The sequence below is a fragment of the Enterobacter cloacae complex sp. SHL018 genome (assembly GCF_049237905.1).
In the GTDB taxonomy this organism is placed as follows: domain Bacteria; phylum Pseudomonadota; class Gammaproteobacteria; order Enterobacterales; family Enterobacteriaceae; genus Enterobacter; species Enterobacter hormaechei_C.
On sequence record NZ_JBMKJE010000001.1, the window covers coordinates 1,349,965 to 1,375,106 of the forward strand.

Here is a 25,142-nt window from a genome sequence, read left to right on the forward strand (position 1 = left end):
GTGATATGAATCACAAAATTTACCTTCATGCAGCGGTAGCGAACGGGGTTGTTTTCATTGAAGATAAAGAACAACACAACAAAAACAGGCGGTAACACGATGCAGGAGATTGATTTATATCTGGTAGATGCGTTCAGCGCGTCCTCCTTTGGCGGCAACCCGGCGGCGGTGTGCCCGCTCGACGCGTGGCTACCGGATGAGACGTTACTGCGGATGGCACAACAGCATAACCAGTCGGAAACCGCGTTTTTTGTGTGTACCAAAGGGGGGATTGAGCTGCGCTGGTTCACCACGCTCACAGAGGTGAATTTATGTGGTCACGCGACGCTTGCCGCGGCGTATGTTCTGTTTAACGAACTGGATTATCCGGACTCACGCCTTCATTTCGACACCGCCTCTGGTCGCCTGACCGTCAGCCGTGACGGTGACTGGATGACGCTGGACTTCCCGGCCTGCCCGACGCAGGCACAGACGCCGCCACCGGAGATGCTCACCGCACTCGGTATCAGCCACTACGTCGAGGCGCGAAAAGGCCGCGCCTGGGTGCTGGTACTGGAGAGCCGCGAGCAGGTTGAAGCCCTTAATCCGGATTTCTCCGCCATGACGCCGGGCGAGCATAAAGTGTCCGTCACTGCCCGGGACGAGGGGGAATACGACTTTGTCAGCCGTTTCTTCTCGCCAGGCGTGGCCGTGCCGGAAGATCCTGTCACCGGCTCCGCGCACACCATGCTGATCCCGTACTGGAGTGAACGGCTTGGCAAAACACAGATGTTTGCCCGCCAGGTTTCCGCCCGTGGAGGAGACGTACGCTGCGAACTCAAGGGCGACCGCGTGCGGATGGGCGGGCAGGCGGCGCTGTATCTGAAGGGCACAGTATTTCTGCGCTGAATAAATCTAAGAGGATCCAACGATGCAGGAAATTGATTTTTATCTGGTAGATGCCTTCAGCGACAGGGCGTTCGGCGGCAATGCGGCGGCGGTGTGTCCGCTGGAAGCGTGGCTGCCGGATGAGACGCTGCTGAAGATGGCGAAGCAGCATAATCAGTCAGAGACGGCGTTCTTTGTCCGAACGGATAACGGGTTTGAACTGCGCTGGTTTACCACGCAGGATGAAATTAACCTCTGCGGCCACGCAACCCTCGCGGCTTCTCACGTTATTTTCGAATACCTGGATTATCCGCATACGGAAATCACCTTCACCACGCGCTTTGTCGGCGATCTGACGGTACAACGCAGCGGCGACTGGCTGACGCTTAATTTCCCGGCGTGGTCAACCGAGGTTGTCGATACTCCACCCGCGCTGCTGTTCAGCGCGCTGGGCATTAACGCGGCAAACGAGGTGCGTGTGGGGCGTGACTACATGGTGGTGCTCGACAGCCAGCGGCAGGTGGAGGCGCTGACGCCGGATATCGCGGCTATGCTCCCGCTGGGGAAAATGGTCTGCGTTACGGCGCCGGGGGATGAGTATGATTTCGTCAGCCGCTTCTTCTGCCCGGGGGAAGGGGTGCCGGAAGATCCGGTGACGGGATCAGCTCACAGCATGCTGATCCCGTACTGGAGTGAAAAGCTTGGTAAAACGCAGATGTCGGCCCGGCAGGTCTCCTTGCGCGGCGGGGATCTGCGCTGCGAGCTGAAAGGCGACCGCGTGCTGATTGGCGGGCAGGCCACGCTGTATATGAAGGGGAAAATTTTCCTTCGACTCCAGGACTACGTTCAACATTAACAACTGGGCGCTGGTGTCTGACGCTCGTTCATCAGCGCGATAAACGCCTCAAGCTGGCGGGTCATCGCCCCGCGTCGCCACACCAGCCAGGTGGTGAGCCAGCGCCAGTTTTCCGCCAGCGGCCACGCCGCCACCTGATGATGGCCCGGCATGCTCTCCAGCATGGAGCGGGGCATCAGCGCAATGCCTGCCCCGGCAATCACGCAGGCGAGCATCCCGTGATAGGACTCCATCTCATGGATCCTTCCCGGCGTGACGCGGTCGGCATGGAACCAGCTCTCCAGATGACGCCGGTAAGAACAGTTGGCGCGAAAGGCATACACGTCGCTGCCGCTCACCTGCGTGGCTTTTGATACTTCCGCGTGACCCGCAGGGGTGACCAGCATCATCTCTTCCCGGTAAACCGGCATCCCTTCCAGTTCCGGATGCGAGAGCGGCCCGTCGACAAAGGCGGCGCTGAGCGTCCCCTCAAGCACGCCGTCAATCATCGTACCGGAAGGTCCGGTGGACAACGCAAACTGAATGCGCGGATAGCGCTGGTTAAACCGCGCCAGACTTTCCGGAATGCGTACGGCGGCGGTACTTTCCAGCGCGCCGAGCGAGAATAATCCCTGCGGTTCATCCCCGGCGACGACCATTCGCGCTTCGTCGACCAGCGCCAGGATCTGCTTGCTGTAGCGCAAAAAATTGTGCCCGGCGGGGGAAAGCCGCAGGCGCTGATTCTCGCGAATAAACAGTTCCACGCCGAGATCCGCTTCTAGCTGTCGGATGCGGGTGGTGAGGTTTGACGGCACCCGGTGTACCTTCTGCGCCGCCTGGGTAATGCTGCCGGTCAGTGCGACGGCGTTAAACATCTCAAGCTGTGTTAAGTCCATTCCGTTCTCGATTCGTGAATAAGGTGGTGAGTATTATTCATTTTTAAGAAATAGCAGAGTAGGCCACAATCAATCAACTGTTATTACGTGGAGAACATCATGACCTATTCATCTGCTACCCATGCCCACTCTGTCAACCCGGCTACCGGCGAAACGCTGGCTGCTTACCCGTGGGCAACGTCCGGTGACGTTGAGCGTGCCATTGCGCAGGCGGATACCGGTTTTCGTCAGTGGCGACGCGAAAGCGTGGCGCACCGGGCACAAAAACTTCGCGATCTGGGTGCGGCGCTGCGTAGTCGTGCGGAAGAGATGGCGCAGACTATCTCCCGGGAGATGGGCAAGCCCATTATGCAGGCGCGTGCGGAGGTGGCTAAGTCCGCCAGCCTTTGCGACTGGTACGCTGAACACGGCCCGGCGATGCTGCACCCGGAATCTACCCAGGTCGAAAATGCGGTGATTGAGTACCGTCCGCTTGGGCCCGTTCTGGCGGTGATGCCGTGGAACTTCCCGCTCTGGCAGGTGCTGCGCGGTGCGGTGCCGATCCTGCTGGCAGGGAACAGCTATCTGCTTAAACATGCGCCTAATGTGCTCGGCTCGGCGGAGCTGATCGGGAAGGTATTCGCGGATGCCGGTTTCCCGGAGGGGGTCTTTGGCTGGGTGAACGCGACGAATGACGGCGTCAGCCAGGCGATTAACGATCGTCGTATCGCGGCGGTGACCGTAACCGGCAGCGCTCGGGCTGGTGCGGCAATTGGCGCGCAGGCGGGCGCGGCGCTGAAGAAATGCGTGCTGGAGCTGGGCGGTTCCGATCCGTTTATCGTTCTGAACGATGCCGATCTGGATCTGGCCGTCAACGCGGCGGTGGCCGGACGTTATCAGAATACCGGGCAGGTTTGTGCGGCGGCAAAACGCTTTATTGTGGAAGCGGGCGTGGCGGACGCCTTTACCCAACGCTTTGTTGACGCGGTCAAGGCGCTGAAGATGGGCGCACCGGATGAGGAAGATAACTATATTGGCCCGATGGCGCGATTTGATCTTCGCGATGAACTGCATCAGCAGGTGCAGGCTACGCTGACGGAAGGGGCGACCCTGCTGCTGGGCGGAGAGAAGATGTCCGGGACCGGTAACTATTATGCCCCAACCGTACTCGGCGGCGTCACCCCACAGATGACGGCCTTTCGTCAGGAGCTGTTTGGTCCGGTGGCGGCAATTACCATCGCGAACGATGCGGCGCACGCATTGCAGCTGGCTAACGACAGCGATTTTGGCTTATCGGCGACGGTCTTTACCGAGAACGATGCGCTGGCTGAAACCTTTGCGCGCGAGCTGGAGTGCGGCGGGATCTTTATCAACGGCTACAGCGCCAGCGATGCGCGCGTCGCGTTTGGCGGGGTGAAGAAGAGCGGCTTCGGGCGAGAGCTTTCTCATTTCGGTCTGCATGAGTTCTGTAATGTGCAGACGGTGTGGAAGGATCGCGTCTAGTCTTGTTGCCGGGTAAGGCCAGGCCGCTACCCGGCAATTCACGTTTCCTGTCATTTTTGCGTAATGGTTCTGTCATTTTCGTTTCGTAGACTCGCTCGCGTCTAACGTATTGTTACAGAAGAAAATTATGAACCTAACGCAAATTTTTAGTCGTCTTGCGCCGCGCTTTATCCCTCGTCAGTTTGGCCTGCTGACCGGCATCTTTTGTATTATTGGCCTTTTCTCCGCCCTGCAACTCTCTTCCTCCTTCCTGCTGACCGCCTCCCTGAATGAAGCCCAGCGTAATGAACAGCGCAATCAGCTGGCCTGGCAGCAGCAGAGCAGACTGGATCAGGCCCGTATTTCTCTGCTGGCGGCCAGCGATCTGCTCAACCGCTCCGGCGTGTACTTTATGCAGGACAAGGAGACCGGCTCGGAAGGGAGCTGGCATAGCCTGATGGACGAGGCGCAAAAATCCCTGGCGGCGTCACAGCAGGCATGGCAGGCCTGGCTCGCGCTTAATCCGCCGAAAGACGACGGGCTGGTTAATAGCTATCAGCTGTTTTTCGATGCCATCCGGGAGCAGGCGGAGGGGCTGGTGAAAACCAACAGCATCGACCTCTTTTTCGCCGTACCCGCCCAGGCGTTTCAGACCGATTTTAATGACAATTTCGCACGCTATCAGCAACGGAGTGAGAAGCAGACGATACAGGGGCGTCAGTCGCTCATGGAACAACTCTCAGGTCTGCAACGGCTGTTCCTGTTTGCGCCGCTGGTGCTACTGGCCATTGCCATAGCCGTCTGGTTCGGAATGGCGAAGTGGGTGATATCCCCGCTACGCCGTCTGATTATCCATATTAACCAGCTTGCGGCAGGGGATTTGTCAGGCACGCCGCCTGACGTTGTGCGCTTTAACCGTGAAATCAGCCAGCTCAGCGGCAGTATTACCGCCATGCAGCGCGGGCTCCAGCAACTGGTGACCCAGGTCAGCGAGGCCACTACCTCCATGGTTGAAAATATCGGATCGCTTGCGCAGGGGAATCAGAAGCTTTATCAGCAGTCTACGCGACAGGCCAAAGAGCTGGAGGAGGTGACCGCACACATCGCCGATCTCGAAACCCACGTTGAGGGGAACACGGGTTATGCAAAACTCGCCCGCTCGCGCGCGGATGAAGCCCGACAGGCTGCCGCTGGTGGGGAGCAAATGATGTCAGCGGTGAATGGCTCGATGCAGACGATCGTCGACCGATCCTCAGAGATGCGCGGGATCGTCGCGATGATCGACAGCGTGGCGTTTCAGACCAACATTCTGGCCCTCAATGCTGCCATTGAAGCCGCCCATGCAGGAGAGCAGGGGCGCGGATTTGCTGTGGTTGCCCGGGAAGTGGGGCTGTTGGCCAGAAAAAGCAGTCACTCTACGCAAACCATCCAGGCGCTAATTAACCACTCGCTACAGGGCATTGAAGAAGGTTCTCAGGTGGTAAACCGTCTGGAAGAGAATTTGCAACAGGTCACCGGGCTGGTGGCGAATCTGAGCAGCCTGCTGAATGATATTTCGCTGGCTACCCTGAATCAGGGGGACAGCATTCATCAGATGACCCGTCAGCTTCAGGCGCTGAATCAGGTATCGCGTCGGACAGATATGCTGGTTAGCGAAGCGTCAAATGCCTCTAAGCGCCTGCATCAGCAGTCCGATCTTTTGTTGCAGGCCGTCTCGCGTTTTCGTCTCCCTGCCTGACGTGACGTATCAGCCTCTGTTATACTCGCAGCCCGTTTTAGCCTGAGGGCAAGGAGCAAAGTGTGGCTGCGGTCATCCATAATGAGATGCTGGACGAGATTCTGGCGCAGGTTCGTCCGTTACTGGGGCAGGGTAAGGTTGCCGATTACATTCCCGCGCTGGCTTCGATCAGCGGTAATAAGCTCGGTATCGCCATTTGTACTGTCGACGGCCAGCGTTTTCAGGCGGGAGACGCGCTTGAGCGCTTTTCGATTCAGTCGATCTCAAAAGTGCTTAGCCTCGTTGCCGCCATGCGCCAGTATGACGAGCAGGAGATCTGGCAGCGGGTGGGCAAAGATCCGTCCGGTCAGCCGTTCAACTCCCTTCTCCAGCTGGAAATCGAACAGGGTAAGCCGCGTAACCCGTTTATTAACGCCGGGGCGCTGGTGGTGTGCGATATGCTGCAAAGCCGGCTGAGCGCGCCGCGCCAGCGGATGCTCCAGATTGTGCGGCAGCTTTCCGGCGTGCAGGACATCGCCTACGATCCGGTGGTAGCGCGCTCTGAGTTTGAACACTCTGCACGTAACGCCGCCATCGCCTGGCTGATGAAGTCCTTCGGCAACTTTCATAATGACGTCGCCACGGTGCTGCAAAACTATTTTCATTACTGCGCGCTGAAGATGAACTGCGTCGAACTGGCGCAGACTTTTCTGTTTCTGGCGCATCAGGGCCATGCCCCGCATCTGGGCGAGGACGTTGTCTCCCCTATGCAGGCCCGGCAGATCAACGCCTTAATGGCAACCAGCGGGATGTATCAGAATGCCGGGGAGTTTGCCTGGCGCGTGGGGCTGCCGGCTAAATCCGGCGTTGGCGGTGGGGTCGTGGCGATTGTCCCTCACGAGATGGCGATTGCCGTCTGGAGCCCGGAACTGGACGAGACCGGAAATTCACTGGCGGGCGTGGCGGCGCTGGAACAGCTGACCAAACGCCTTGGACGGTCCGTATACTGATGTCCACGTTAGATCCTCTGTTCGCGCGCCTGGCTCGCTCCACGTTCCGTTCACGATTTCATTTAGGGACGAAAGAGCGGCAATACTGCTGGGATAAGGGCGCGGAGACTATCGATAAGCATGCTGCTGATTTTGTCGCCGCGCGGCTGGCGCCTGCACACCCGGTTAATGACGGTAAGCAGACGCCAATGCGCGGCCATCCGGTTTTTATCGCCCAGCATGCCACGGCAACCTGCTGTCGGGGCTGTCTGGCTAAGTGGCACGCTATCCCGCAGGGCGTGCCGCTGAGTGCGCAGCAACAACAGTATATCGTCAACGTAATCCATCATTGGCTGGTCATAGAGGTAAATCGTGCCTCCTGAACTGACAATGTCTCTGTTTAAGCTACGCTTTTACTAATGCTCAGCGTCAGGAGACGTTATGAAGGCACCTCAAATTCCCGTGAATGAAGCGGAGCGCATGAATGCTCTGCGCGAGTCCGGTCTGCTTGAGATCGACAATTACCCCGCGTTTGATCGTCTTACGCGGCTGGCAACACGCTTTTTCAGGGTGCCGCTGGCGATGATTACGCTGGTGGATGACCACGCCGCGATCGTGAAGTCTGCCGACGGCCAGGTACCTGCCACCCAGCCTCGCGATCTCTCGTTTTGTGGTCATACGATCCTGGGTGACGCGCCGCTGGTGGTGAGTGACACGCTGCTGGACGAACGCTTTGCGGATAATCCGCAGGTGGTGGGAGATCCGGGCGTGCGCTTTTACGCCGGTTTCCCGCTGCGTTTACGTGACGGGGCGTGCGTGGGATCGTTGTGTCTTATTGATTACGCGCCTCGTGAGTTTACCGCGGCGGATGCCGCCGTACTGGCCGATCTCAGCGCGCTGGCAGAGGATGAATTTGCGGCCGTTAGCGCGGCCACAACCGATGAACTCACGGGGCTGTTTAACCGTCGCGGGTTTAACCAGTTTGCGCAGTTTGCACTGTCGGTTTCGCAGCGTCGGGCAGAACCCTTAACCCTTGGCTGGCTGGATCTGGACCATTTCAAAACCATTAACGATCGCTTCGGACATCAGGAGGGGGACAAAGCTCTGAAAGCTATGGCCGCCCTGATGCGTTCCTCGTTCCGCGAGGCCGATCTGCTGGTACGTTTCGGGGGAGATGAGTTCGCGGTGCTGTTTGCGGATACCGATGAGCCTGGCGCCTGGATCGCCATGCAGTATCTCGTGGAACAAACGGAAAAGTATAACGCGCGTCAGCTGCATCCCTGGTCGTTACAGTTCTCCTGGGGGCTGAGCGAGTTCGATCATCACCGCAACGATATGCAGGCATGGCTAAAACACGCGGATGCGCAAATGTACGCCATGAAGCGGCAACACCACGGCGAGAAATGACATAACGAAATCCTATGTCATCACTTATTGCGTTACAAAAATGTTAATAGCAAAGTGGAGAGATTCAACCTAAGGACGCGCAATGAACTCTCCCATGCTGATTAAACCTCTCTCCCGGCAGGACATCCTCACCCACATCGATGCCCTGAACGATATTCTCGTCAACTGTGTCAACGGCGGCGCCTCCGTCAGCTTTATGCTGCCTTTTTCTGCCGGGAAAGCCCAAACCTTCTGGGTCGGCGTCGCAGACAGCGTCGGGCGCGACGAGCGTACCGTCCTGGGCTGTTTTGATGCGGAGCAGGGGCTGGTTGGCACGGTCCAGCTGATCACCGATCAGCCTGAAAACCAGCCGCACCGTGCAGATGTCGCGAAACTGCTGGTTCATGAGAACGCGCGCCGTAAAGGGGCGGCAATGGCGCTGATGGAAGCCCTGGAGGCGGTTGCACGTGAAAAAGCGCTTACGGTACTGGTGCTTGATACCTCAACCGGCAGCGGCGCGGAGACGTTTTACCAACGTGCGGGCTGGCAAAAGGCGGGGGAGATCCCACGCTACGCCCTGATGCCGAACGGGGACATGACGGCGACCTCGGTGTTCTATAAGTTTCTGTGATTATTTTTCACCATCGCGTCCTGAGTTGATCCAGACAGGGGTTATGGTCCTGAAGTTTTGATAAGTTATCACACCAATCTTATCAGGCTGTATGACTAATCATAAAGGACCTCCATTGTGAACACACTCAACCGTCGTGATTTCCCCGGTGCGCGCTATCCTGAACGTATCATCCAGTTTGGCGAAGGTAACTTCCTGCGCGCGTTCGTTGACTGGCAAATCGACCTCTTAAACGAGCATACCAATCTCAATGCCGGTGTGGTGATTGTGCGGCCGATCCAGAGCGATTTTCCCCCGTCGCTGAGCACCCAGGATGGCCTGTATACCACGATTATTCGCGGTCTGAATGAGCAGGGGGAAGCGGTAAGCGATGCGCGTCTTATTCGTTCCGTGAATCGTGAAATCAGCGTCTACAGCCAGTACGATGAATTTCTGAAGCTCGCCCATAACCCGGACATGCGGTTTGTCTTCTCCAATACCACGGAGGCGGGGATCAGCTATCACGCGGGGGATAAGTTTGACGATGCGCCAGCTGTCAGCTATCCGGCCAAACTGACGCGTCTGCTGTTCGAGCGCTTTACCCACTTTAACGGGGCAGCGGATAAAGGCTGGATTATCATTCCTTGCGAACTCATCGACTACAACGGCGATGCCCTGCGTGAACTGGTGCTGCGCTATGCACAGGAGTGGGCGCTGCCGGCGGCATTCATTGCGTGGCTGAATGATGCTAACACTTTCTGTTCGACGCTGGTTGACCGCATTGTAACTGGCTATCCGCGTGATGAGGTGGCAGAGCTGGAAGCCGGGCTGGGCTATCACGACAGCTTCCTCGACACGGCGGAACATTTCTATCTGTTTGTTATTCAGGGGCCGAAATCACTTGCAGCTGAACTGCGCATGGATAAATACCCACTCAACGTCCTGATTGTTGACGATATCAAACCGTATAAAGAGCGTAAGGTGGCGATCCTCAACGGCGCGCACACGGCGCTGGTTCCGGTCGCTTTTCAGGCCGGCCTGGATACGGTAGGGGAAGCCATGAACGACGCGGAAATTTGCGCGTTCGTAGAGAAGGCTATTTATGAGGAGATTATTCCGGTCCTGGATCTGCCGCGCGACGAGCTGCACTCCTTCGCCAGTGCCGTAACGGGGCGTTTCCGAAATCCGTACATTAAGCATCAGCTGCTGTCGATTGCCCTGAACGGGATGACCAAGTACCGCACCCGCATTCTGCCGCAACTGCTGGCAGGGCTGAAGGCGACCGGCAAATTGCCAGCACGTCTGACCTTTGCTCTGGCGGCGCTGATTGCATTTTACCGTGCCGAGCGCAACGGTGAGCGCTATCCGGTGCAGGACGATGCGCACTGGCTTGAACGTTACCAGCAGTTGTGGACGCAACATCACGACAAACAGGTCACTACCCGTGAACTGGTATCGTCAGTGTTGAGCGTGAGCGAGCACTGGGAACAGGATCTCACTCTGGTGAACGGACTGGTAGACCAGGTTGCGCTGGATCTGGATGCAATTTTAAGCAAAGGCATGCGCGATGCGGTAAAACCGCTCTGCTAATCATAATGCCCGGCGTTGGCCGGGTTTTTTAAAGACCCTATTTAGTTACAACATACTATACGTTCTTTTTTTAAAAAACACATGCAGCACCGTGCGGTTGAGGCTTAACAGGTCAGAAAATGCAATGAACTATTAACATGCTTGCAACCGTGAGGGGGATCACGTTTAATAGCCGCGCTCTTTACTTTTCTGAAGCTGATTATGATTGTTCGTCCTCAACAGCACTGGCTGCAACTGATTTTTGTCTGGCATGGTTCGGTACTTCCCAAAATTTATACCCGACTGCTGCTTAACTTCCTGCTTTCCATCGCCGTGATTGTCATGCTGCCGTGGTACACCTCGCTGGGTATCCGGTTTACCGTCGCGCCGTTCAGCATTCTGGGCGTGGCTATCGCCATCTTCCTGGGATTTCGCAATAACGCCTGTTATTCGCGCTACGTTGAGGCGCGTCTGCTTTGGGGGCAGTTGATGATAGCGGCGCGCTCGCTGTTTCGCGAGGTAAAAAACACCTTGCCGGATGATAAACATCTTGGAGAGTTTGTCCGCCTGCAAATCGCGTTTGCTAACTGTCTGCGTATGACCCTGCGCAGAGAAACCAATGCCGATCAGCTGTCCCGCTATCTGGCTCCAGACGATTTACGCAAAGTTATGGACGCCAACTCGCCGGCGAACCGTATCCTGCTGATCATGGGGGAGTGGCTGGCCGTACGGCGGCGTAGCGGGCACCTTTCAGACATTCTGTTTCACAGCCTCAACAACCGCCTGAATGATATGTCCATCGTGCTGGCTGGCTGTGAGCGTATCGCCAATACGCCAGTCCCGTTTGCCTATACGCTGATCCTGCACCGGACGGTGTATCTGTTCTGCATCATGCTGCCGTTTGCGCTGGTTGTGGATCTGCATTACATGACGCCCTTTGTCTCTGCGCTGATTTCGTACACCTTTATCTCGCTGGACACGCTGGCGGAAGAGCTGGAAGATCCGTTTGGGACAGAAGATAACGATTTGCCGCTGGACGCCATCTGCAACATGATGGAGCGCGATCTGTTGCAGATGAACGATGAAGAGAACATCCCTGAAAGACTGATGCCGGATAAGCATTATCAGCTGACCTGACGGGCATTCCACTCATCGCGGGTGATTTCCCACAGCTCCGAATCCAGCAGGCCGCTGACATAGGCTTTCTTCTCCGTCCTGATGAGCCGCATGCCGCTGCTGTCTGAAATACGTTGGGAGCGGCTGTTGGCCGCCGCTTTCGGCGCGCGTAACACCGGTTTATTGAGCGTATTGAACCAGTAATCCGTGGCCGCAATACTCGCCTCGCGCATATATCCCTGGCCCTGAAATTCCGGTGCGAGCCAGAAGCCCCGGTTGTTGTCCTCCACGTCATACAGGCAAATCAACCCCATCAGTTCGTCAGGCGCTTCGCGACGGCGAATCGTCCAGAACCACGCAATCCCTTTGGCCATATCGGGTAGTGCAACGTTGTTAACATAATTTTCTGCACCGTTTTCCGGGTAGGGCCAGGGGACTGAAGCCACCATATAGCGGACAATTTCCCAGCGCGGATAGCGTTGCTGGATCTGGACGGCATCGGCGGCAACAAGGGGTTTAAGTAATAAGCGTTCTGTCGTAAGCGTGGGTATCGTCATCCGGTGATCTCCATATTTGAGCGTTATCATTTGTTTGGGTTCTGATATTTCATCAATATCACATTCCAGTTGGTCGTGCTTTTGTTATTCAGATTTATCCATAAAGGAGTATGTAATGCCAAGAAAAGCCAGGCCCGAAGAAGCCGAAACACTCTGGCACGTCCGTAACGAAGCGATGCGCCATGGCTGTAAAATCTGTTACGACGCAGAAGTGATTGCGCGCTGGACGTCAGAAAAGATGCCTGAACATTACCGTACCTCCAGGTCGATTTCGTGTTATAGGCCTGCCCATGCAGGAGCTGAACTGCTCCCAAATGGAGCTACGGTTTACGAAGTTCAATAGCTTATTTACATTTGCTTACATAAATACACTTTCTTTACATTAAGTAATGTAAGATATTTTTTTAGCACAAAATGCAAAACTAAATTAAATGGAGATGATTTATGTCGAATATAAGAGCATTAAGCCTTAATGAGATAGCATTAGTAAGTGGCGGCAATGGAAGCGGTAATTATGAAGGTGCCGGTAGTCGTAACACCAGCTCTAAACCTGGTAATTCAAAAGGAAACAATGGCTCTATTTACAAGGGCGTTGACTCATGCGGCGCAGGAATCATCGGTGGTCTAATCGCCGGCTCTCCTGGGGGGCCAGTGGGTATGATCGCTGGGGTAATTGGTGGAGCTATAGATGGCCAGTGCACAAAAGATAGTTTTTCAGATCGTGGTAGTAAAGATAAAAGTAATAATTACAACGGCCCCGGACAATGCCGTTGGTAAGTAATTTGAGTTGTGTGTGATAATAATTTAAAAGCTCATTATAACTGAATGTTATTCTAGGTGTTTCGATATTTAATGATTATTCCAAGTAGTCATGATGAGCTATTATTTTTGATAAAGTTAATGTAATCACAAGTATCGGGTTAAGCATGAAACAATTTTTAAATTTCCTAATTTACTTATTTTTTTTCATTATCGCATTTACCCTTTTGAAATACGCTGAAGTTCTTGAGTTTGACGAAGTATCACGGCCAGGGATTATATCAAGGTTTCTTATTGCGTTGATTGTATTAATAGCAGTAACTCGATGGGGCGTTAACTTGATGAATAGGTTTAAAAGTAAATAAAGTACACTCCGATAAAAATTGTTGTGTTGCAGAATGGAATCATTACAAATGTTCACTGAAGTTAAAGTGCATGATATCAAAAAATGATTACGATATCATAGCCATATTTGTTGATTCTTATATAAAATATGAATTAATAATAGGTTGAACATGATAATCTTTAGGCATGTCTATCCATTCATTTATAGTAAGAAAAACGTAATTGTTCTTTTTATTGCGTCTGTTATCTCAATAATAATTACGTTATCGCCATCCATAACCCTCCGCTATCTTACTCTCGATGTGTCATTTTTCTTATTGTTTATTGCGGAATTTTTAATTGCATTTTTCTTGTATTTTTTTTACTTAAGGAAGTTGGATGGTTTTAAATTACGCCCAAGTAGAGATTTAACTTCAATAAAATTTTCTATTGTTGTGTTGTTTGTCATTTTGCTGGTTCAGTATAATGTTTATCTTTACAGGAATAATTTATATCATTATGGACCTTCCCATATTAGTTTTATAGCATTTATAATAGCCACCTTCGTAGTCCCATATTATGAGGAGATTATATACAGGGGCTGTATCTTCGGTGTTTTCCACTCAATTTTTAATAAAAAGTATATTATCCCATGTATATTGACTTCATTGTCTTTTTGTCTGATGCATGGACAGTATTATAACATTTTAGATCAATCCATTCTTTTTTTGGTGTCAATATTGCTATTAATAGTTAGAATAAGAAGCAGAGGGCTTTTTTATCCTATTATAATTCATTCGTGCATGAATGCTTTTGTTTTGTCGTTAAATTTTTGAAGGGTATTTGGGATATGAATATCTTCAGGGAAGAGGCTTTAAATCATCAAACAGATTCTGATTATGGTGAGATTGTCTTACCTGCGTCATTCGGTTTATCAGTAAGCGCACTCACAACGTTATTCATATTTCTGTGCCTGATACTCTTTATTCTTTATGGTAGCTATACACGTAAGGCTCACCTTTCCGGAATCGTTATGCCCTCATCCGGGCTGGTAAAAATCACTCCTCAATATGCTGGCTACGTAACCAAATTGACCGCCTCAGAAGGTCAACACATTATTGCCGGTGAGACTCTTTATCATATCAGCGGTGAACATTTCAACGAACAGGGGGCAGGTACACTCGCTGCTATAAGACTTTCCCTACAAACTCAGTTTACAATGCTGACTTCTCAACAGACCCTGGAATTGCGTGACAACAGTCAGCAGCAGCATGCCATACAACAGCGAATAGTTTCCCTGAAACCTCAGGTTAAAAGTGCAGAAAAGCGTCTGTCACTTGCCGTGCATCAGGCTGCGCTGGCCGTGTCTGTTATGGAGCGCTATAAGAAACTTGCTGATACGCATTACGTATCAGATATCGAATACCAGCAGAAGCAGATTGACGTTTCAACGTCACAGCAAAACGTTGAGGATCAGCGTCAGGGGCTTCTGCAACTGCACACCGCGATGGAGGCTGCTAAAGACGACCTTGACCATCTCATCGTTCAGGGTGAAAGCCGGAAGGCTGAAATGGACAGGCAGTTGCAGGTGATCAGGCAACAGCAGGACGAACTGGCAGGTAAGGAAAATTTCACGCTGACTTCACCGGGCGAGTATTACACTGTCCGTCAATTTTAACATGCAGTGGACAGCACGGGTTTTCCATCATCAGGTCCATCTTCCTCTGGCCTGGTTTGATGCACGCAGTAAGGGGAGTATTAATGCTCGTTTTGAGGCGGTAGATACCATCCAGCAGGCGCTGACTACGCAAGTGCTGGAAGGTATTCTGGATGTGTTGCTCGTGGTGACTGCGCTTTGCATGATGCTGCTGTACAGTCCTGAAATGACATTGATCGCCGTACTTGCAGCCATTTTCTATGGTGTGTTGAGGGCACTGTGGTATCCGTCCCTTCGACAGTCGGCAGAAGATGCCTGGGATGCAGGTGCCAAGGAGTCCGGGCATTTTCTTGAAACACTCAACGGGATCCTCAGCCTGAGAATTAACGGTGTGACGGCACATCGTGAGGCCGCCTGGCTGAATCTCAACGTTGCCCGCAGAAATACGCAGTTGCGTCAGAGCCGTCTGCTGATGTGCTATGACATTGCTCACACTCTTACCGGCAGCGTGGTATCAGCAATCATTTTGTGGAAAGGCGCCGGGGAGGTATTGAATGGAACCTTCACCGTCGGCATGCTGGTTGCTTATTTATCCTATCAGACGCGTTTTTCTTCCAGTATCAGTAGCCTGACTGATAAGTTTTTTTCCTGGCGTATGCTCGATGTTTACAACGAACGACTGGCTGATATTGTACTGACCCCGACAGAAGGCCTTCAGCAACAGCCTTTTCGTGAGCATAACAACGCTTCGCACATTCCTTCTGTATCCCGCAGGGAGATGGATGAATATGCTCATGCTCCTCTAGTACTTGAGCACATCATCTTCAGCCACAAGGGAGGGGAAAATCCGATAATCGGCGGGGTGTCGCTGACACTCAATCCCGGAGAAGTCGTTGCCATTACAGGTAAATCCGGATGCGGGAAAACGACACTGGTGAAGCTTATCCTTGGGATCCACATCCCTGATGAGGGCAGGATCAGGGCATTTGGCATATTGCATACGCATCCGGATTATTTTCAGGTTCGTCAGCGTATCGGTACCGTACTGCAGGATGACCATCTTTTCAAAGGTTCTGTAGCAGATAACATTATTTTTTTCAGTGATGACCGAAATTATGAACGAATGATCCAGTGCGCAAGACTGGCACTTATCGACAGCGATGTTATGGCAATGCCGATGGGGTATCAGACGCTGATTGGTGAAACCGGCGGAGGGCTTTCCGGAGGACAAAAACAACGCATTCTGCTGGCAAGGGCGTTGTACAAGAAACCGGGATTCCTGTTACTGGATGAAGCGACCAGCCACCTTGATGTTGAGAGTGAAATCCGGATAAGCCAGACCTTACGTCAACTGGGGCTTCCTGTTCTGCTGATAGCCCATCGCCCGGAAACCATAGCCTCTGCAGACCGGGTTTTGTATCTGGCAGACGGCTACTTAACGGAGCTGAATCTCCAGCATACAGTCAATAATGGCGAGTCTGTTTGTGAATATACTAATGACGTGATGGCAAAAAATTAACCTTAACGTACATAATTTTCGATATCCAAACTTACCCCTATCTGGAAGATCTATTTGTTGACGCTGCCGAACGTGGCGCAGGGGCGGGTAAAGCGCTTATCGACGCCCTGATCGATGAGGGTAAGCGGGAAGGGTGGTCAAAACTATACTGGGTAACCCGCATGCACAATCCGGCGCGTAAGCTGTATGACCACTATGGTGAAGCCGACGATTACGTCCGGTACCGAATCACCCCTTAACCGGGTTTGTATCACACTGTATCTGCGTCTGTGATACATACACAGGTATGCAATAAAGCCGCATCCGCACACATCCTTTATACAAACGCATGGTGTTATATCTCCGTCAACTGAACTCACACGGAGATAACATCATGTTTAACAAACTCGCATACTCAGCCGTCGCCCTGACCGTTTCGCTTGGCACCGTGATGTCCTGTCAGGCGGAAGCGATGGGCAAGGATTACGCGTCGGCCTTCAACCAGGCAAAACAGATTAACGCTGGCGATCTTAACGTCGGTTATGTCGATATCGGGCCGAAAGAGGGGCAACCGGTGATCCTGCTGCATGGCTGGCCGTACGACATTCACAGCTACGCTGAAGTGGCCCCCGCGCTGGCCGCGAAAGGGTATCGTGTCATTGTGCCGTCCCTGCGCGGGTACGGCACCACACGCTTTATTTCTGATAAAACACCGCGAAACGGCCAGCCTTCGGCAATGGCGAAAGATATCGTTAATCTGATGGACGCCCTGAACATCAAACAGGCGGTGTTTGCCGGTTATGACTGGGGAGCGCGTACCGCGGATATCGTTGCGGCGCTCTGGCCGGAACGGGCGAAATCGCTGGTCTCGGTGAGTGGCTATCTGATCAGTAGTCAGGCGATTGGGAAACAACCATTACCGCCGAAGGCAGAGGTTCAGTGGTGGTATCAGTTCTATTTCGCCACGCCGCGCGGTGCGGAAGGCTATGCTAAAAATACGCACGATTTTGCCCGGCTGATCTGGTCCCAGGCTTCGCCGGACTGGAAATTCAGCGATGCCACCTTCAATGCCAGCGCCAAATCCCTCGATAACCCGGACCACGTTGCCGTCACGCTCAGTAATTACCGCTGGCGTCTGGGTCTGGAAAAAGGGGAGCCTAAATATGACGCCTATGAACAAAAACTGGCGACGCTGCCGAACATTACGGTGCCGACCATCACCATCGAAGGCGGTAATAACGGGGCGCCACACCCTGCACCTGCGGCCTATGCCGGGAAATTTACCGGAAAATATGAGCACCGTACTTTCGGCGCAACGGTGGGCCACAACCCGCCGCAGGAAGATCCGCAGGACTTTGTTAAAGCAGTTGTCGACGCGGATAAGCTCTGATATGTGCTATTTTCAATCCGTTACCTCTTAATCAGGGAGCCTGCGGTGGAGCATATTGATCACATCCTTGTCGTCGATGACGACAGGGATATTCGTGAGCTGATTGTCGATTATCTCGTGAAATCCGGCTACCACGCCTCTGGCGCGGCGAACGGGAAAGAGATGCGCGTAGTGCTCGACAAACAGCATATCGACCTGGTGGTGCTGGACGTGATGATGCCCGGCGATGATGGCCTGACGCTGTGTCGACAGCTGCGCAGCAGCAGGCATAAGGATCTGCCGATCCTGATGCTCACCGCGCGCAACGAGGACACGGACCGCATCCTGGGGCTGGAGATGGGCGCCGACGATTACGTGGTGAAACCGTTTGTGGCCCGCGAACTGCTGGCGCGAATCAAAGCCATCCTGCGTCGTTTTCGTACTATGCCGCCTAATCTTCAGGTGACCGAGGCAGGGCGCCTGGTGGTGTTCGGTGAATGGCAGCTGGATACCGTGGCGCGTCATCTGATTGATAACGAGGGTATGGTTGTGGCGCTCAGCGGGGCGGAATATCGCCTTTTGCGCGTATTCCTCGATCATCCTCAACGGGTGCTGACCCGCGACCAGCTGCTGAACCTGACGCAGGGACGTGATGCCGAGCTGTTCGAGCGTTCGATTGATCTCCTGGTGAGCCGCGTGCGACAGCGTCTGAATGAAGATGCCCGCACGCCCGCCTACATTAAAACCGTTCGCAGCGAAGGCTACGTTTTTACCATGCCGGTGACCATCGTCGAGGCCAATGAATGACCCTGTGGCCCCGCACCTTACTGTCCCGGCTGCTGATCATTGTGCTGCTCGGGCTCTTGCTGGCTAACGCGCTCAGCCTGACGCTGGTCATGGTTGAGCGAATGCGCAGCGCGCGTACGGTTATGCTGGGCAATCTTGAGAACGACGTGGCGACCAGCGTGGCCATTCTCGACCGGCTTCCGGCTAAAGAGCGGCCAGAGTGGCTGGAACGGCTCAGTCGCGGTAATTATCGTTATATCCTTGGCCCCGGCGAGGCAGGCGCCGCGCCAACGGACAAGCGCTCGCGGGATGCGATTCGCACCCTGAAAGAGACGCTTTCAGCACAATATCCGCTCCACTTTACGGCGGTGCCGGGGCCGATTTCCCATATTCAGGCCCATCTGACGCTCCGCGACGGCGCACCGCTCACCATCGATCTGATCCCGCGCATGCCGCCTGTCGCCAGCTGGTTGCCCGTGGTGCTGGTTCTTCAGCTGTTACTTGTCGCGCTCTGCTCCTGGGTTGCCGTGCGCCAGGTTGTCCGGCCCTTCCTGCAATTCACGCGCGCGGTTGATTCCCTCGATCCTGCGGCCCATTCTCCGATGACTGAAAAAGGTCCGGTTGAGGTGCGCCAGGCAGCGCACGCTTTTAATGAGATGCAGTCGCGGATACAGACGTATCTGCGTGAACGCGCGCAGATTCTGGCGTCCATTTCTCACGATCTTCAGACGCCCATCACGCGCATGAAGCTGCGGATCGAAATGGCGGATCAGCCCGAACTCCGCGATAAGCTGCTGAGCGACCTGGATAATATGTCGCGCCTGGTACGGGAGGGGATTGCCTATGCCCGGTCATCAGAATCCCTGGAAGAGACCACGCTGAAGCTGGAGCTGAATGCGTGGGTTAACAGCATCGCCAGTGATTATCAGGACATTGGTAAAAACGTGCAGTTTCATGCACGCAATGCGCGTCTGCCGATCGTCACTCGTCCCCAGGCATTGCGCAGGGTAATGACCAATCTGCTGGATAATGCGCTGAAGTTTGGCGATAGCGCGGTAATAGAGATTGATGAAGATGAAAGGCAGGTCGCGATCCGCATTATGGATAACGGCCCTGGCATCCCGGAGGCAGAACTGGAGGCGGTGTTACAACCGTTCTACCGGGTTGAAACATCGCGCAACCGGGAAACGGGCGGCACCGGGTTAGGCCTCGCCATTGCCGCGCAGCTCACCGCCCAGCTTGACGGGAAATTGCAGCTTGCAAACCGGGCGGAGGGCGGGCTGGCCGTAAGCGTAACCCTTCTGCGCGGTTAATTGTACGCCTGTGTATCTGCACGCCGCGCCGATACGCAGGCAGACAAAATTCAGCTTTTCGCACACGGCCTGAACACATTCGTACGGTGAAATGACCTCACTGCACCTTCGCAGCAACCGTATCGTGAGGTCGTTATGTTTCTGATAATCGCTTTTTTAGGCGGCATGATTAGCCTGCTCAGTCCGTGCACGCTTCCCGTCATTCCTCTGCTGTTCGCTGGCTTTCAGGGGCAGCGCAAACACATTCTGGCGCTTCTGGCGGGAATGATTGTGATGTTCACGTTGGTGGCGATGGTAGTAACGGTTGCCAGCGAGTGGATCGCTGACGCCACCATTATCGGTCGCTGGATTGCGCTGTTGGTACTGAGCATTGCCGCCCTGGCCCTGATCTTTCCGCAGTTCGCTCAGCGCATTGCCCGCCCGGCGGTCAGCGCGGGAAACGTTCTCAACACCCACAGCATGCAGCGACGCGGCCTGGTTTCGGCTTTTCTGGCAGGGCTGGCCGTCGGGCTGCTGTGGTCCCCCTGTGCCGGACCGATTCTCGGGGCGATCTTCAGCATTAATATTGCGGGCCACTCGGCTATCGCAACCGGAGCGCTGTTAGCCGCTTACGGCAGCGGGTGCGCGTTGATGCTGGGGCTGCTTGTCGCGGGGGGCCGTAAGTTGATAACCCCTCTGAGAGCCAAATCCGCATTGATGGCGCGTTTGCGTCAGGGAGCGGGAGTGATGATGTTAGCCGCCGTTGCGTTCAACGCCAGCGGGATGACCTCAGCCCTGAAAGGTGCCAACGGTATTGCCGACCAGCTGGAAAATGCCCTGTTGAGCCTTGCGCAACCCACCTCCACGCAGGTGAAACTGCAACCGGTCGCTGACGCGATGCCGAGCAGCCAGCTACCGTCATTAAGCGGCGGTACGGGTTGGGTAAACGGTGACCCTGTCACGTCTGAGGCCTTGCGGGGGAAAGTTGTGCTTATCGATTTCTGGACCTGGGACTGTATCAACTGCCAGCATACGCTTCCGCATGTGCGTGACTGGGCGAAGAAATATCAGTCTGAAGGTCTGGTAGTGATTGGTGTCCACACCCCGGAATACCCCTGGGAAAAGCCGTTATCATCGGTGAAAAACGCGGTCAACAAATGGCAGCTGCCGTACCGCGTAGTGACGGATAATAACTACAAAATCTGGAGCGCGTTCGGAAATCAGTACTGGCCAGCACATTACTATTTCGATGCGAAAGGGCAACTGCGTTACACCGCGTTTGGCGAGGGGAACTACGACAAGCAGGAGGCCGTAATTCAGCAGTTGCTCAAGGAAGCGCGTTCCTGATCCGGCTTACGGAACCCGCTGAGCCACCATAAACAGGCGCGGAAAAGCCAGCAGTATCTGCCCGTTCTCCTGAAGCGGATACTGCTCTTTCAGCAACTCAAGATAGCGTTTCAGATAGTTTTTCTGCTCGCTTTCGTTGAGTTCCTGTAACCACGGCCGTAACCCCGTCGCGCTGACCCAGTCAATAATCGCCTGATGAGAGCTCATCTGATGGAAGTAAGTGGTGCGCCAGATATCCACGTCGCATCCCGCTTCCGTCAGAATATCGTAGTAGGCATGGATACCCGGCAATGGCTCGCGGCCACGATCGGGGTAGCCCTGTTCCCAGGCAACTTCACGCATCATGGCGTGCGTCGGCTCAAGCCAGTTGTCAGGCATTTGCACCGCCAGCACGCCGTTTAACTGGAGCAGTGAAACCAGGTGTGGCAGAAGGTGGTAATGGTCCGGGATCCATTGCAGTGAGGCGTTGGCGTAGATCAGGCTGAGCGGCTGGTCAGGTTTGTAGTGCCGGATATCCGCCTCAACAAAGTGGCAGTCTGGCAGGGCCTGTCGGGCTTCCTCCAGCATGGCCGGGGAGTTATCCACGCCGGCGATCTGCGCAGAAGGCCAGCGCTGTTTCAGCAGCGCGGTGCTGTTGCCTGGCCCGCAGCCCAAATCCACGCCAGAGGTTATGTCAGCAAGCGGCACCCGGGCGAGTAACTCAGCGGCGGGACGTGTGCGTTCTGCGCTGTACTGTAGATAAAGAGAGGGATCCCAGTCGGCCATTTTCGCATCTCCATGTTGAGGTGTTCAGCAAGAATAGCACAGGCAAATACCTGCGCCGGGGCAGGTATCTGGCTAATGGTGAGATTATAAAATGCCTTTGAGGGCCAGGTGATAGAGCAGCATGATGGTTTTTCCGTCGACAATCTGCCCATTTTCAATGCCCCGAAGCGCGTCGTCCAGCGTCATTTCCAGTACGTCGATATCTTCTCCCTCTGCTTTAACGCCGCCGCCCGCGCTGGTCCGATCCTGCGGATGATATTCCGCCAGATAGAAGTAGAGTTTCTCGGTAACCGAGCCCGGACTCATATAGGCCTCAAAAATTTTCTCTACGCGCGTCACCTTATACCCGGTTTCTTCTTCCGCTTCGACCTTAATCCGGCTTTCCGGGTCAAGGTTATCGAGCAACCCGGCGGCCGCCTCAATGAGATCCTCTTCGTGACCATTTATAAACACCGGGAAACGGAACTGACGCGTCAGAATGACGGTTTTGCTGTCGCGATTATAGAGCAGGATCGTCGCGCCATTCCCCCGGTCATACACTTCACGCTCTTGTCGCTGCCAGTCGCCATCGCTGCGCTGGAGGTCAAAAGTATATTTTTTCAGGTTATACCAGTTGTCGGACAACGTTTCGCTGTTGATAATGCGTATATCTGCACGTTTTGATTGCACGTTTGGCTCTCCTCTCGTAGAGCAAGCATCATAAACAGCACTATCGTGCAAATACAAGGCATATCGTGCAACAACAGGAATAATTCATGCTCACAAGCCAGCGTAAACAGTTGATTCTGGAAAAACTGGAGGCGGAAGGTCAGGTCCAGTCTACTGCGCTCAGCCTCTTTTTCTCGGTGTCTGAGGACACTATCCGCCGGGATTTACGTGAACTGGCGGCAGAAGGGCGATTGCAGCGTGTTCACGGCGGCGCACTGCCAGCATCGTCAGCGATTGCGCCTTTTGCCGAGCGTCAGTCCGTTAAAATGGATGCAAAAAAACGCGTGGCGCGGCGAGGCGCGCAGCTCATTTCACCGGGGCAGGTGGTGATCATTGATGGCGGGACGACCACCTCCGAACTTATTACGTTCTTACCACCCGATTTACGGATAACCGTGGTGACGCACAGCCCGGGTATCGCTTTGGGGCTGGTCGACCATCCATGCATAGAGGTGATCCTGATTGGTGGTCGTTTGTATAAACACTCCATCGTCACGGTCGGCGCGGCCACTATTGAAGGCATCAATAATATTCATGCGGATCTGTTCTTCATGGGGGTCACCGGCGTTCATCCTGAGGCCGGGCTGACCACCGGAGATTACGAAGAAGCGTGCATCAAACGTGCATTTTCCGGCAGAGCGGCGGAAACGGTGGTATTGGCCTCACCGGAAAAGATCAACACGGCCTCGGCGTTTGTGATTGGCGACCTGTCGCTGGTGAATACGCTGGTTGTTGAAAACACAACGGATGAACGCTGGGTGAGCGCTATGAAAGAAAAGGGCGTTGCGGTGATCGCAAGCCAGTAAATATCTGCTTTTTTGCCAGCCTGACCGCGTGGCTGTCAAACAGACAAAGGTTATCCTTCACGCGGATTTCTAGACTAAGGCTTTCATCTGTTTAAGGACAAGCCATGAAAGCGGTCTCCATTCTGACGTGCGGCGCGGACCCAACCGCGCAACGCCTGTCAACGTCTGCCATTCAGCAGGCCATAAATAGCGCTCAACAGAACGATGTCATTGTTATTCCGCAAGGCCGTTTTCTGACCGGAGCACTGTTCCTGAAAAGCGGTGTTTCGCTTCGCCTGGACGCTGGCGCACAGCTCGTTGGAAGCCAGGATCTGGCTGATTATCCCCTGATAAACACCCGGGTGGCGGGCATTGATATGCGCTGGCCGGCAGGCATTATTAATATCATCGATTGTGAAAAATTTCTCGCGGGCTTTTTTCATTGAGGGGTATCCGGAGCGTCCTGTGACCGGGTTAACGCTGGACGGAATTTTGATTGACGCGTCAGAGTTCGGGAAAATTTCCGGTGTGGATGGGTTGCGCTTCAAGGATGTGCAGGTGACTGCCGTGGAGAACACGCATGACTGTAACGACAGTTATGAACGTTAAGGGCATAGAATCGATGGACATAATTCGCTGAATGAGCAGAACAAGGATGGGCCCGAAACGGCTGGATTTGTTCTTAATTAATCTTAGTGCGCATAATGTATATTATGTTAAATAACCTCCATAGGTCTGTTGTGATAATGAGTTTGTGATTTGATCGCTGAGTTAACGCTGCTATTATCTAAGTCTTAAGGTTGGAATCATAAGTTTTTCAATAAATTATCCTGCTAATTCACAGTCCTCACGGGATGAAGGAGCTCTCTGATGAATCTACCCGGTCAGCAGTCGCCTGACAGCACCCTTCCCTCTTATGATGTCTCTCGAAGCCTTGGCCTACAGGCCGGTACTGATATCGACTTTAAAAAGCTAGCCGCGCAGCTCGACTGTACACGTAACTTTTACAATGTCGGCATCATTTTCGATGATGGCAAGCAACGCTGGCTGGTTCGTCCGTCACGACGCATTGCTGATGTAAATCAGAGCACCGTCAGCCATGTGGTCATCAGTAAAATTCCGGATGCTAAGGAAACCAGTGCGGAAAAAGCCGTGGTGGCGACGTTAACCACGCCGTCACTTGCGACTGAAATCACTTCAACCGGTTTCGCCTGTGGCGCGATGATTGTTACGCTTGTCATGGCGTTTGGTGCTGGTGCGGCTGTGCCTTTTACCGCTGGCGGATCCGGCGTGATTGCGGCGATTAGCCTGTCCGGCTCGTTGGCTACGGGAGCACAATGCATGATTGGCGCGGGCCGTCTGCTGGCTATCCATAACGACCATGGTTCCGATGTTGCCTGGCTCGACAGCCAGGACTGGTACGTTGCCACCACAACGGTTCTGGATGTCATTTCGCTGACTGCGGCAGGAACCGCGCTACGAGGTACTTTAGAAACGTACAAGCTGATGAAAGCGGCATCTTCAGGTAAAGTTACCGCCTGGTTCCAGAGCATGAGCCGTGCCGAGCGTAAGCGCATCACGGAAGAGATTATTAAAGCGCAGAATCCAGGCATCTCCAGTGCTGGCGTAAAGGCCGCGATCCGTGCAGGTGTTTATCCGAAACGTTTCCCCAGCGAATCGTTACAAAAATCACTGCAGCGCGAGTTAATGAGTGCGGTCAACAACGCATCGGCCTTTGTGGGGAGTTCACTCACAGGGACTATCCGCAACCCACAAAATACCGTCCAGTCAGGGCGTTATGTAGTTGGTGTGCTGCAGTCATTTTTACCTAACTAAACGCTGAGTATAT

At 53.9% G+C, this 25,142-nt stretch carries 25 protein-coding genes and 2 pseudogenes; 23 read left to right on the forward strand and 4 right to left on the reverse strand.

Annotated features, from left to right (window positions below; translation table 11 throughout):
* Positions 1–99: 99 nt before the first annotated feature.
* Both ACOTY5_RS06560 and ACOTY5_RS06565 read left to right on the forward strand, forming a co-directional pair.
* A complete protein-coding gene (locus ACOTY5_RS06560) occupies positions 100–888 on the forward strand; it encodes a PhzF family phenazine biosynthesis protein (protein ID WP_045142125.1) in 789 nt (262 codons plus the stop codon).
* 22 nt (positions 889–910) lie between these two features.
* Positions 911–1,723 (forward strand): PhzF family phenazine biosynthesis protein, encoded by an 813-nt coding sequence (locus ACOTY5_RS06565; protein ID WP_045142126.1) that lies wholly within the window; start codon positions 911–913, stop codon positions 1,721–1,723.
* Here the strand turns inward: ACOTY5_RS06565 and ptrR are convergent.
* The gene (gene ptrR / locus ACOTY5_RS06570) at positions 1,720–2,598 is read right to left on the reverse strand and encodes a putrescine utilization regulator PtrR (protein WP_062933945.1); all 879 of its coding nucleotides are present in this window, start codon (positions 2,596–2,598) and stop codon (positions 1,720–1,722) included. The genes ACOTY5_RS06565 and ptrR overlap by 4 nt on opposite strands.
* A gap of 99 nt (positions 2,599–2,697) precedes the next feature.
* Between ptrR and sad the strand changes: the two genes are divergently transcribed.
* The 8 genes from sad (at position 2,698) to ACOTY5_RS06610 (ending at position 11,467) form a co-directional block, all read left to right on the forward strand.
* Positions 2,698–4,080 (forward strand): succinate-semialdehyde dehydrogenase, encoded by a 1,383-nt coding sequence (gene sad, locus ACOTY5_RS06575; RefSeq protein WP_421631869.1) that lies wholly within the window; start codon positions 2,698–2,700, stop codon positions 4,078–4,080.
* A 127-nt stretch (positions 4,081–4,207) separates the two neighbouring features.
* Positions 4,208–5,797, forward strand: coding sequence for a methyl-accepting chemotaxis protein (locus ACOTY5_RS06580; protein WP_045142129.1), 1,590 nt, complete (start codon positions 4,208–4,210; stop codon positions 5,795–5,797).
* 62 nt (positions 5,798–5,859) lie between these two features.
* On the forward strand, positions 5,860–6,786 hold the full coding sequence (gene glsB / locus ACOTY5_RS06585; protein WP_003857165.1) for a glutaminase B: 927 nt from the start codon (positions 5,860–5,862) through the stop codon (positions 6,784–6,786).
* Entirely contained in the window at positions 6,786–7,148 is a 363-nt protein-coding gene (locus tag ACOTY5_RS06590) for a DUF4186 domain-containing protein (RefSeq protein WP_003857163.1), read from the forward strand. The genes glsB and ACOTY5_RS06590 overlap by 1 nt, the downstream gene beginning before the upstream one ends.
* Before the next feature lie 58 nt (positions 7,149–7,206).
* Positions 7,207–8,172, forward strand: a complete 966-nt coding sequence (locus ACOTY5_RS06595; protein ID WP_023296617.1) for a sensor domain-containing diguanylate cyclase — start codon at positions 7,207–7,209, stop codon at positions 8,170–8,172.
* An 82-nt stretch (positions 8,173–8,254) separates the two neighbouring features.
* Entirely contained in the window at positions 8,255–8,782 is a 528-nt protein-coding gene (locus ACOTY5_RS06600; protein WP_023296618.1) for a GNAT family N-acetyltransferase, read from the forward strand.
* Between the two features lie 117 nt (positions 8,783–8,899).
* Positions 8,900–10,351, forward strand: coding sequence for a tagaturonate reductase (locus ACOTY5_RS06605; RefSeq protein WP_045142130.1), 1,452 nt, complete (start codon positions 8,900–8,902; stop codon positions 10,349–10,351).
* A 201-nt stretch (positions 10,352–10,552) separates the two neighbouring features.
* Positions 10,553–11,467, forward strand: coding sequence for a bestrophin family protein (locus ACOTY5_RS06610; protein WP_003857155.1), 915 nt, complete (start codon positions 10,553–10,555; stop codon positions 11,465–11,467).
* On the opposite strand, the gene ACOTY5_RS06615 is transcribed toward ACOTY5_RS06610, so the two are convergent.
* Complete coding sequence (locus ACOTY5_RS06615) at positions 11,455–12,003, reverse strand: GNAT family N-acetyltransferase (protein WP_421631870.1); 549 nt, start codon at positions 12,001–12,003, stop codon at positions 11,455–11,457. The two genes, ACOTY5_RS06610 and ACOTY5_RS06615, sit on opposite strands and share 13 nt — an antisense overlap.
* A 444-nt stretch (positions 12,004–12,447) precedes the next feature.
* Between ACOTY5_RS06615 and ACOTY5_RS06620 the strand changes: the two genes are divergently transcribed.
* From ACOTY5_RS06620 to ACOTY5_RS06660, 9 genes and pseudogenes are all read left to right on the forward strand, one after another.
* A complete protein-coding gene (locus ACOTY5_RS06620; RefSeq protein WP_072044154.1) occupies positions 12,448–12,780 on the forward strand; it encodes a hypothetical protein in 333 nt (110 codons plus the stop codon).
* 497 nt (positions 12,781–13,277) lie between these two features.
* A complete protein-coding gene (locus ACOTY5_RS06625; RefSeq protein ID WP_072044155.1) occupies positions 13,278–13,922 on the forward strand; it encodes a CPBP family intramembrane glutamic endopeptidase in 645 nt (214 codons plus the stop codon).
* 14 nt (positions 13,923–13,936) lie between these two features.
* Positions 13,937–14,734 (forward strand): annotated as a pseudogene (locus ACOTY5_RS06630) (secretion protein HlyD); the annotation flags it as partial.
* 1 nt (position 14,735) lies between these two features.
* A pseudogene (locus tag ACOTY5_RS06635) lies at positions 14,736–16,262 on the forward strand (peptidase domain-containing ABC transporter); the annotation flags it as partial.
* Positions 16,263–16,273: 11 nt separating this feature from the next.
* On the forward strand, positions 16,274–16,501 hold the full coding sequence (locus ACOTY5_RS06640; protein WP_254909581.1) for a GNAT family N-acetyltransferase: 228 nt from the start codon (positions 16,274–16,276) through the stop codon (positions 16,499–16,501).
* Between the two features lie 134 nt (positions 16,502–16,635).
* On the forward strand, positions 16,636–17,631 hold the full coding sequence (locus tag ACOTY5_RS06645) for an alpha/beta fold hydrolase (RefSeq protein WP_421631871.1): 996 nt from the start codon (positions 16,636–16,638) through the stop codon (positions 17,629–17,631).
* A 45-nt stretch (positions 17,632–17,676) separates the two neighbouring features.
* Positions 17,677–18,417 carry a response regulator gene (locus ACOTY5_RS06650; protein WP_022651194.1) on the forward strand — a complete coding sequence of 247 codons (741 nt, stop codon included), beginning with the start codon at positions 17,677–17,679 and terminating at the stop codon, positions 18,415–18,417.
* Positions 18,414–19,709 (forward strand): ATP-binding protein, encoded by a 1,296-nt coding sequence (locus ACOTY5_RS06655; protein WP_045142132.1) that lies wholly within the window; start codon positions 18,414–18,416, stop codon positions 19,707–19,709. The genes ACOTY5_RS06650 and ACOTY5_RS06655 overlap by 4 nt, the downstream gene beginning before the upstream one ends.
* A 135-nt stretch (positions 19,710–19,844) precedes the next feature.
* Complete coding sequence (locus tag ACOTY5_RS06660; protein WP_045142133.1) at positions 19,845–21,035, forward strand: cytochrome c biogenesis protein/redoxin; 1,191 nt, start codon at positions 19,845–19,847, stop codon at positions 21,033–21,035.
* A gap of 6 nt (positions 21,036–21,041) precedes the next feature.
* On the opposite strand, the gene tam is transcribed toward ACOTY5_RS06660, so the two are convergent.
* Both tam and ACOTY5_RS06670 read right to left on the reverse strand, forming a co-directional pair.
* Complete coding sequence (tam, locus tag ACOTY5_RS06665; RefSeq protein ID WP_421631873.1) at positions 21,042–21,800, reverse strand: trans-aconitate 2-methyltransferase; 759 nt, start codon at positions 21,798–21,800, stop codon at positions 21,042–21,044.
* An 84-nt stretch (positions 21,801–21,884) separates the two neighbouring features.
* Positions 21,885–22,469 (reverse strand): GDP-mannose pyrophosphatase, encoded by a 585-nt coding sequence (locus ACOTY5_RS06670; RefSeq protein ID WP_045142135.1) that lies wholly within the window; start codon positions 22,467–22,469, stop codon positions 21,885–21,887.
* 86 nt (positions 22,470–22,555) lie between these two features.
* On the opposite strand from ACOTY5_RS06670, the gene ACOTY5_RS06675 reads away from it, so the two are divergent.
* The 4 genes from ACOTY5_RS06675 to ACOTY5_RS06690 all read left to right on the forward strand — a co-directional run bounded on the left by ACOTY5_RS06675 (position 22,556) and on the right by ACOTY5_RS06690 (position 25,129).
* Positions 22,556–23,314, forward strand: coding sequence for a DeoR/GlpR family DNA-binding transcription regulator (locus tag ACOTY5_RS06675; RefSeq protein ID WP_045142136.1), 759 nt, complete (start codon positions 22,556–22,558; stop codon positions 23,312–23,314).
* 104 nt (positions 23,315–23,418) lie between these two features.
* On the forward strand, positions 23,419–23,739 hold the full coding sequence (locus tag ACOTY5_RS06680; protein WP_045142137.1) for a hypothetical protein: 321 nt from the start codon (positions 23,419–23,421) through the stop codon (positions 23,737–23,739).
* 19 nt (positions 23,740–23,758) lie between these two features.
* Positions 23,759–23,902, forward strand: coding sequence for a hypothetical protein (locus ACOTY5_RS06685; RefSeq protein WP_227789192.1), 144 nt, complete (start codon positions 23,759–23,761; stop codon positions 23,900–23,902).
* Positions 23,903–24,163: 261 nt separating this feature from the next.
* Positions 24,164–25,129: a hypothetical protein gene (locus ACOTY5_RS06690; RefSeq protein WP_032648329.1), complete on the forward strand. Its 966-nt coding sequence runs from the start codon at positions 24,164–24,166 to the stop codon at positions 25,127–25,129.
* Positions 25,130–25,142 lie beyond the last annotated feature (13 nt).

Excerpts from the sequence above, each read along its gene's own strand:
- ACOTY5_RS06560 (WP_045142125.1), top strand. The coding sequence starts at position 100 with ATGCAGGAGATTGATTTATATCTGGTAGATGCGTTCAGCGCGTCCTCC.
- ACOTY5_RS06565 (WP_045142126.1), top strand. The coding sequence starts at position 911 with ATGCAGGAAATTGATTTTTATCTGGTAGATGCCTTCAGCGACAGGGCG.
- ptrR (WP_062933945.1), bottom strand. The coding sequence starts at position 2,598 with ATGGACTTAACACAGCTTGAGATGTTTAACGCCGTCGCACTGACCGGC.
- sad (WP_421631869.1), top strand. The coding sequence starts at position 2,698 with ATGACCTATTCATCTGCTACCCATGCCCACTCTGTCAACCCGGCTACC.
- ACOTY5_RS06580 (WP_045142129.1), top strand. The coding sequence starts at position 4,208 with ATGAACCTAACGCAAATTTTTAGTCGTCTTGCGCCGCGCTTTATCCCT.
- ACOTY5_RS06590 (WP_003857163.1), top strand. The coding sequence starts at position 6,786 with ATGTCCACGTTAGATCCTCTGTTCGCGCGCCTGGCTCGCTCCACGTTC.
- ACOTY5_RS06595 (WP_023296617.1), top strand. The coding sequence starts at position 7,207 with ATGAAGGCACCTCAAATTCCCGTGAATGAAGCGGAGCGCATGAATGCT.
- ACOTY5_RS06600 (WP_023296618.1), top strand. The coding sequence starts at position 8,255 with ATGAACTCTCCCATGCTGATTAAACCTCTCTCCCGGCAGGACATCCTC.
- ACOTY5_RS06610 (WP_003857155.1), top strand. The coding sequence starts at position 10,553 with ATGATTGTTCGTCCTCAACAGCACTGGCTGCAACTGATTTTTGTCTGG.
- ACOTY5_RS06615 (WP_421631870.1), bottom strand. The coding sequence starts at position 12,003 with ATGACGATACCCACGCTTACGACAGAACGCTTATTACTTAAACCCCTT.
- ACOTY5_RS06620 (WP_072044154.1), top strand. The coding sequence starts at position 12,448 with ATGTCGAATATAAGAGCATTAAGCCTTAATGAGATAGCATTAGTAAGT.
- ACOTY5_RS06625 (WP_072044155.1), top strand. The coding sequence starts at position 13,278 with ATGATAATCTTTAGGCATGTCTATCCATTCATTTATAGTAAGAAAAAC.
- ACOTY5_RS06645 (WP_421631871.1), top strand. The coding sequence starts at position 16,636 with ATGTTTAACAAACTCGCATACTCAGCCGTCGCCCTGACCGTTTCGCTT.
- ACOTY5_RS06655 (WP_045142132.1), top strand. The coding sequence starts at position 18,414 with ATGACCCTGTGGCCCCGCACCTTACTGTCCCGGCTGCTGATCATTGTG.
- ACOTY5_RS06660 (WP_045142133.1), top strand. The coding sequence starts at position 19,845 with ATGTTTCTGATAATCGCTTTTTTAGGCGGCATGATTAGCCTGCTCAGT.
- tam (WP_421631873.1), bottom strand. The coding sequence starts at position 21,800 with ATGGCCGACTGGGATCCCTCTCTTTATCTACAGTACAGCGCAGAACGC.
- ACOTY5_RS06675 (WP_045142136.1), top strand. The coding sequence starts at position 22,556 with ATGCTCACAAGCCAGCGTAAACAGTTGATTCTGGAAAAACTGGAGGCG.
- ACOTY5_RS06680 (WP_045142137.1), top strand. The coding sequence starts at position 23,419 with ATGAAAGCGGTCTCCATTCTGACGTGCGGCGCGGACCCAACCGCGCAA.
- ACOTY5_RS06690 (WP_032648329.1), top strand. The coding sequence starts at position 24,164 with ATGAATCTACCCGGTCAGCAGTCGCCTGACAGCACCCTTCCCTCTTAT.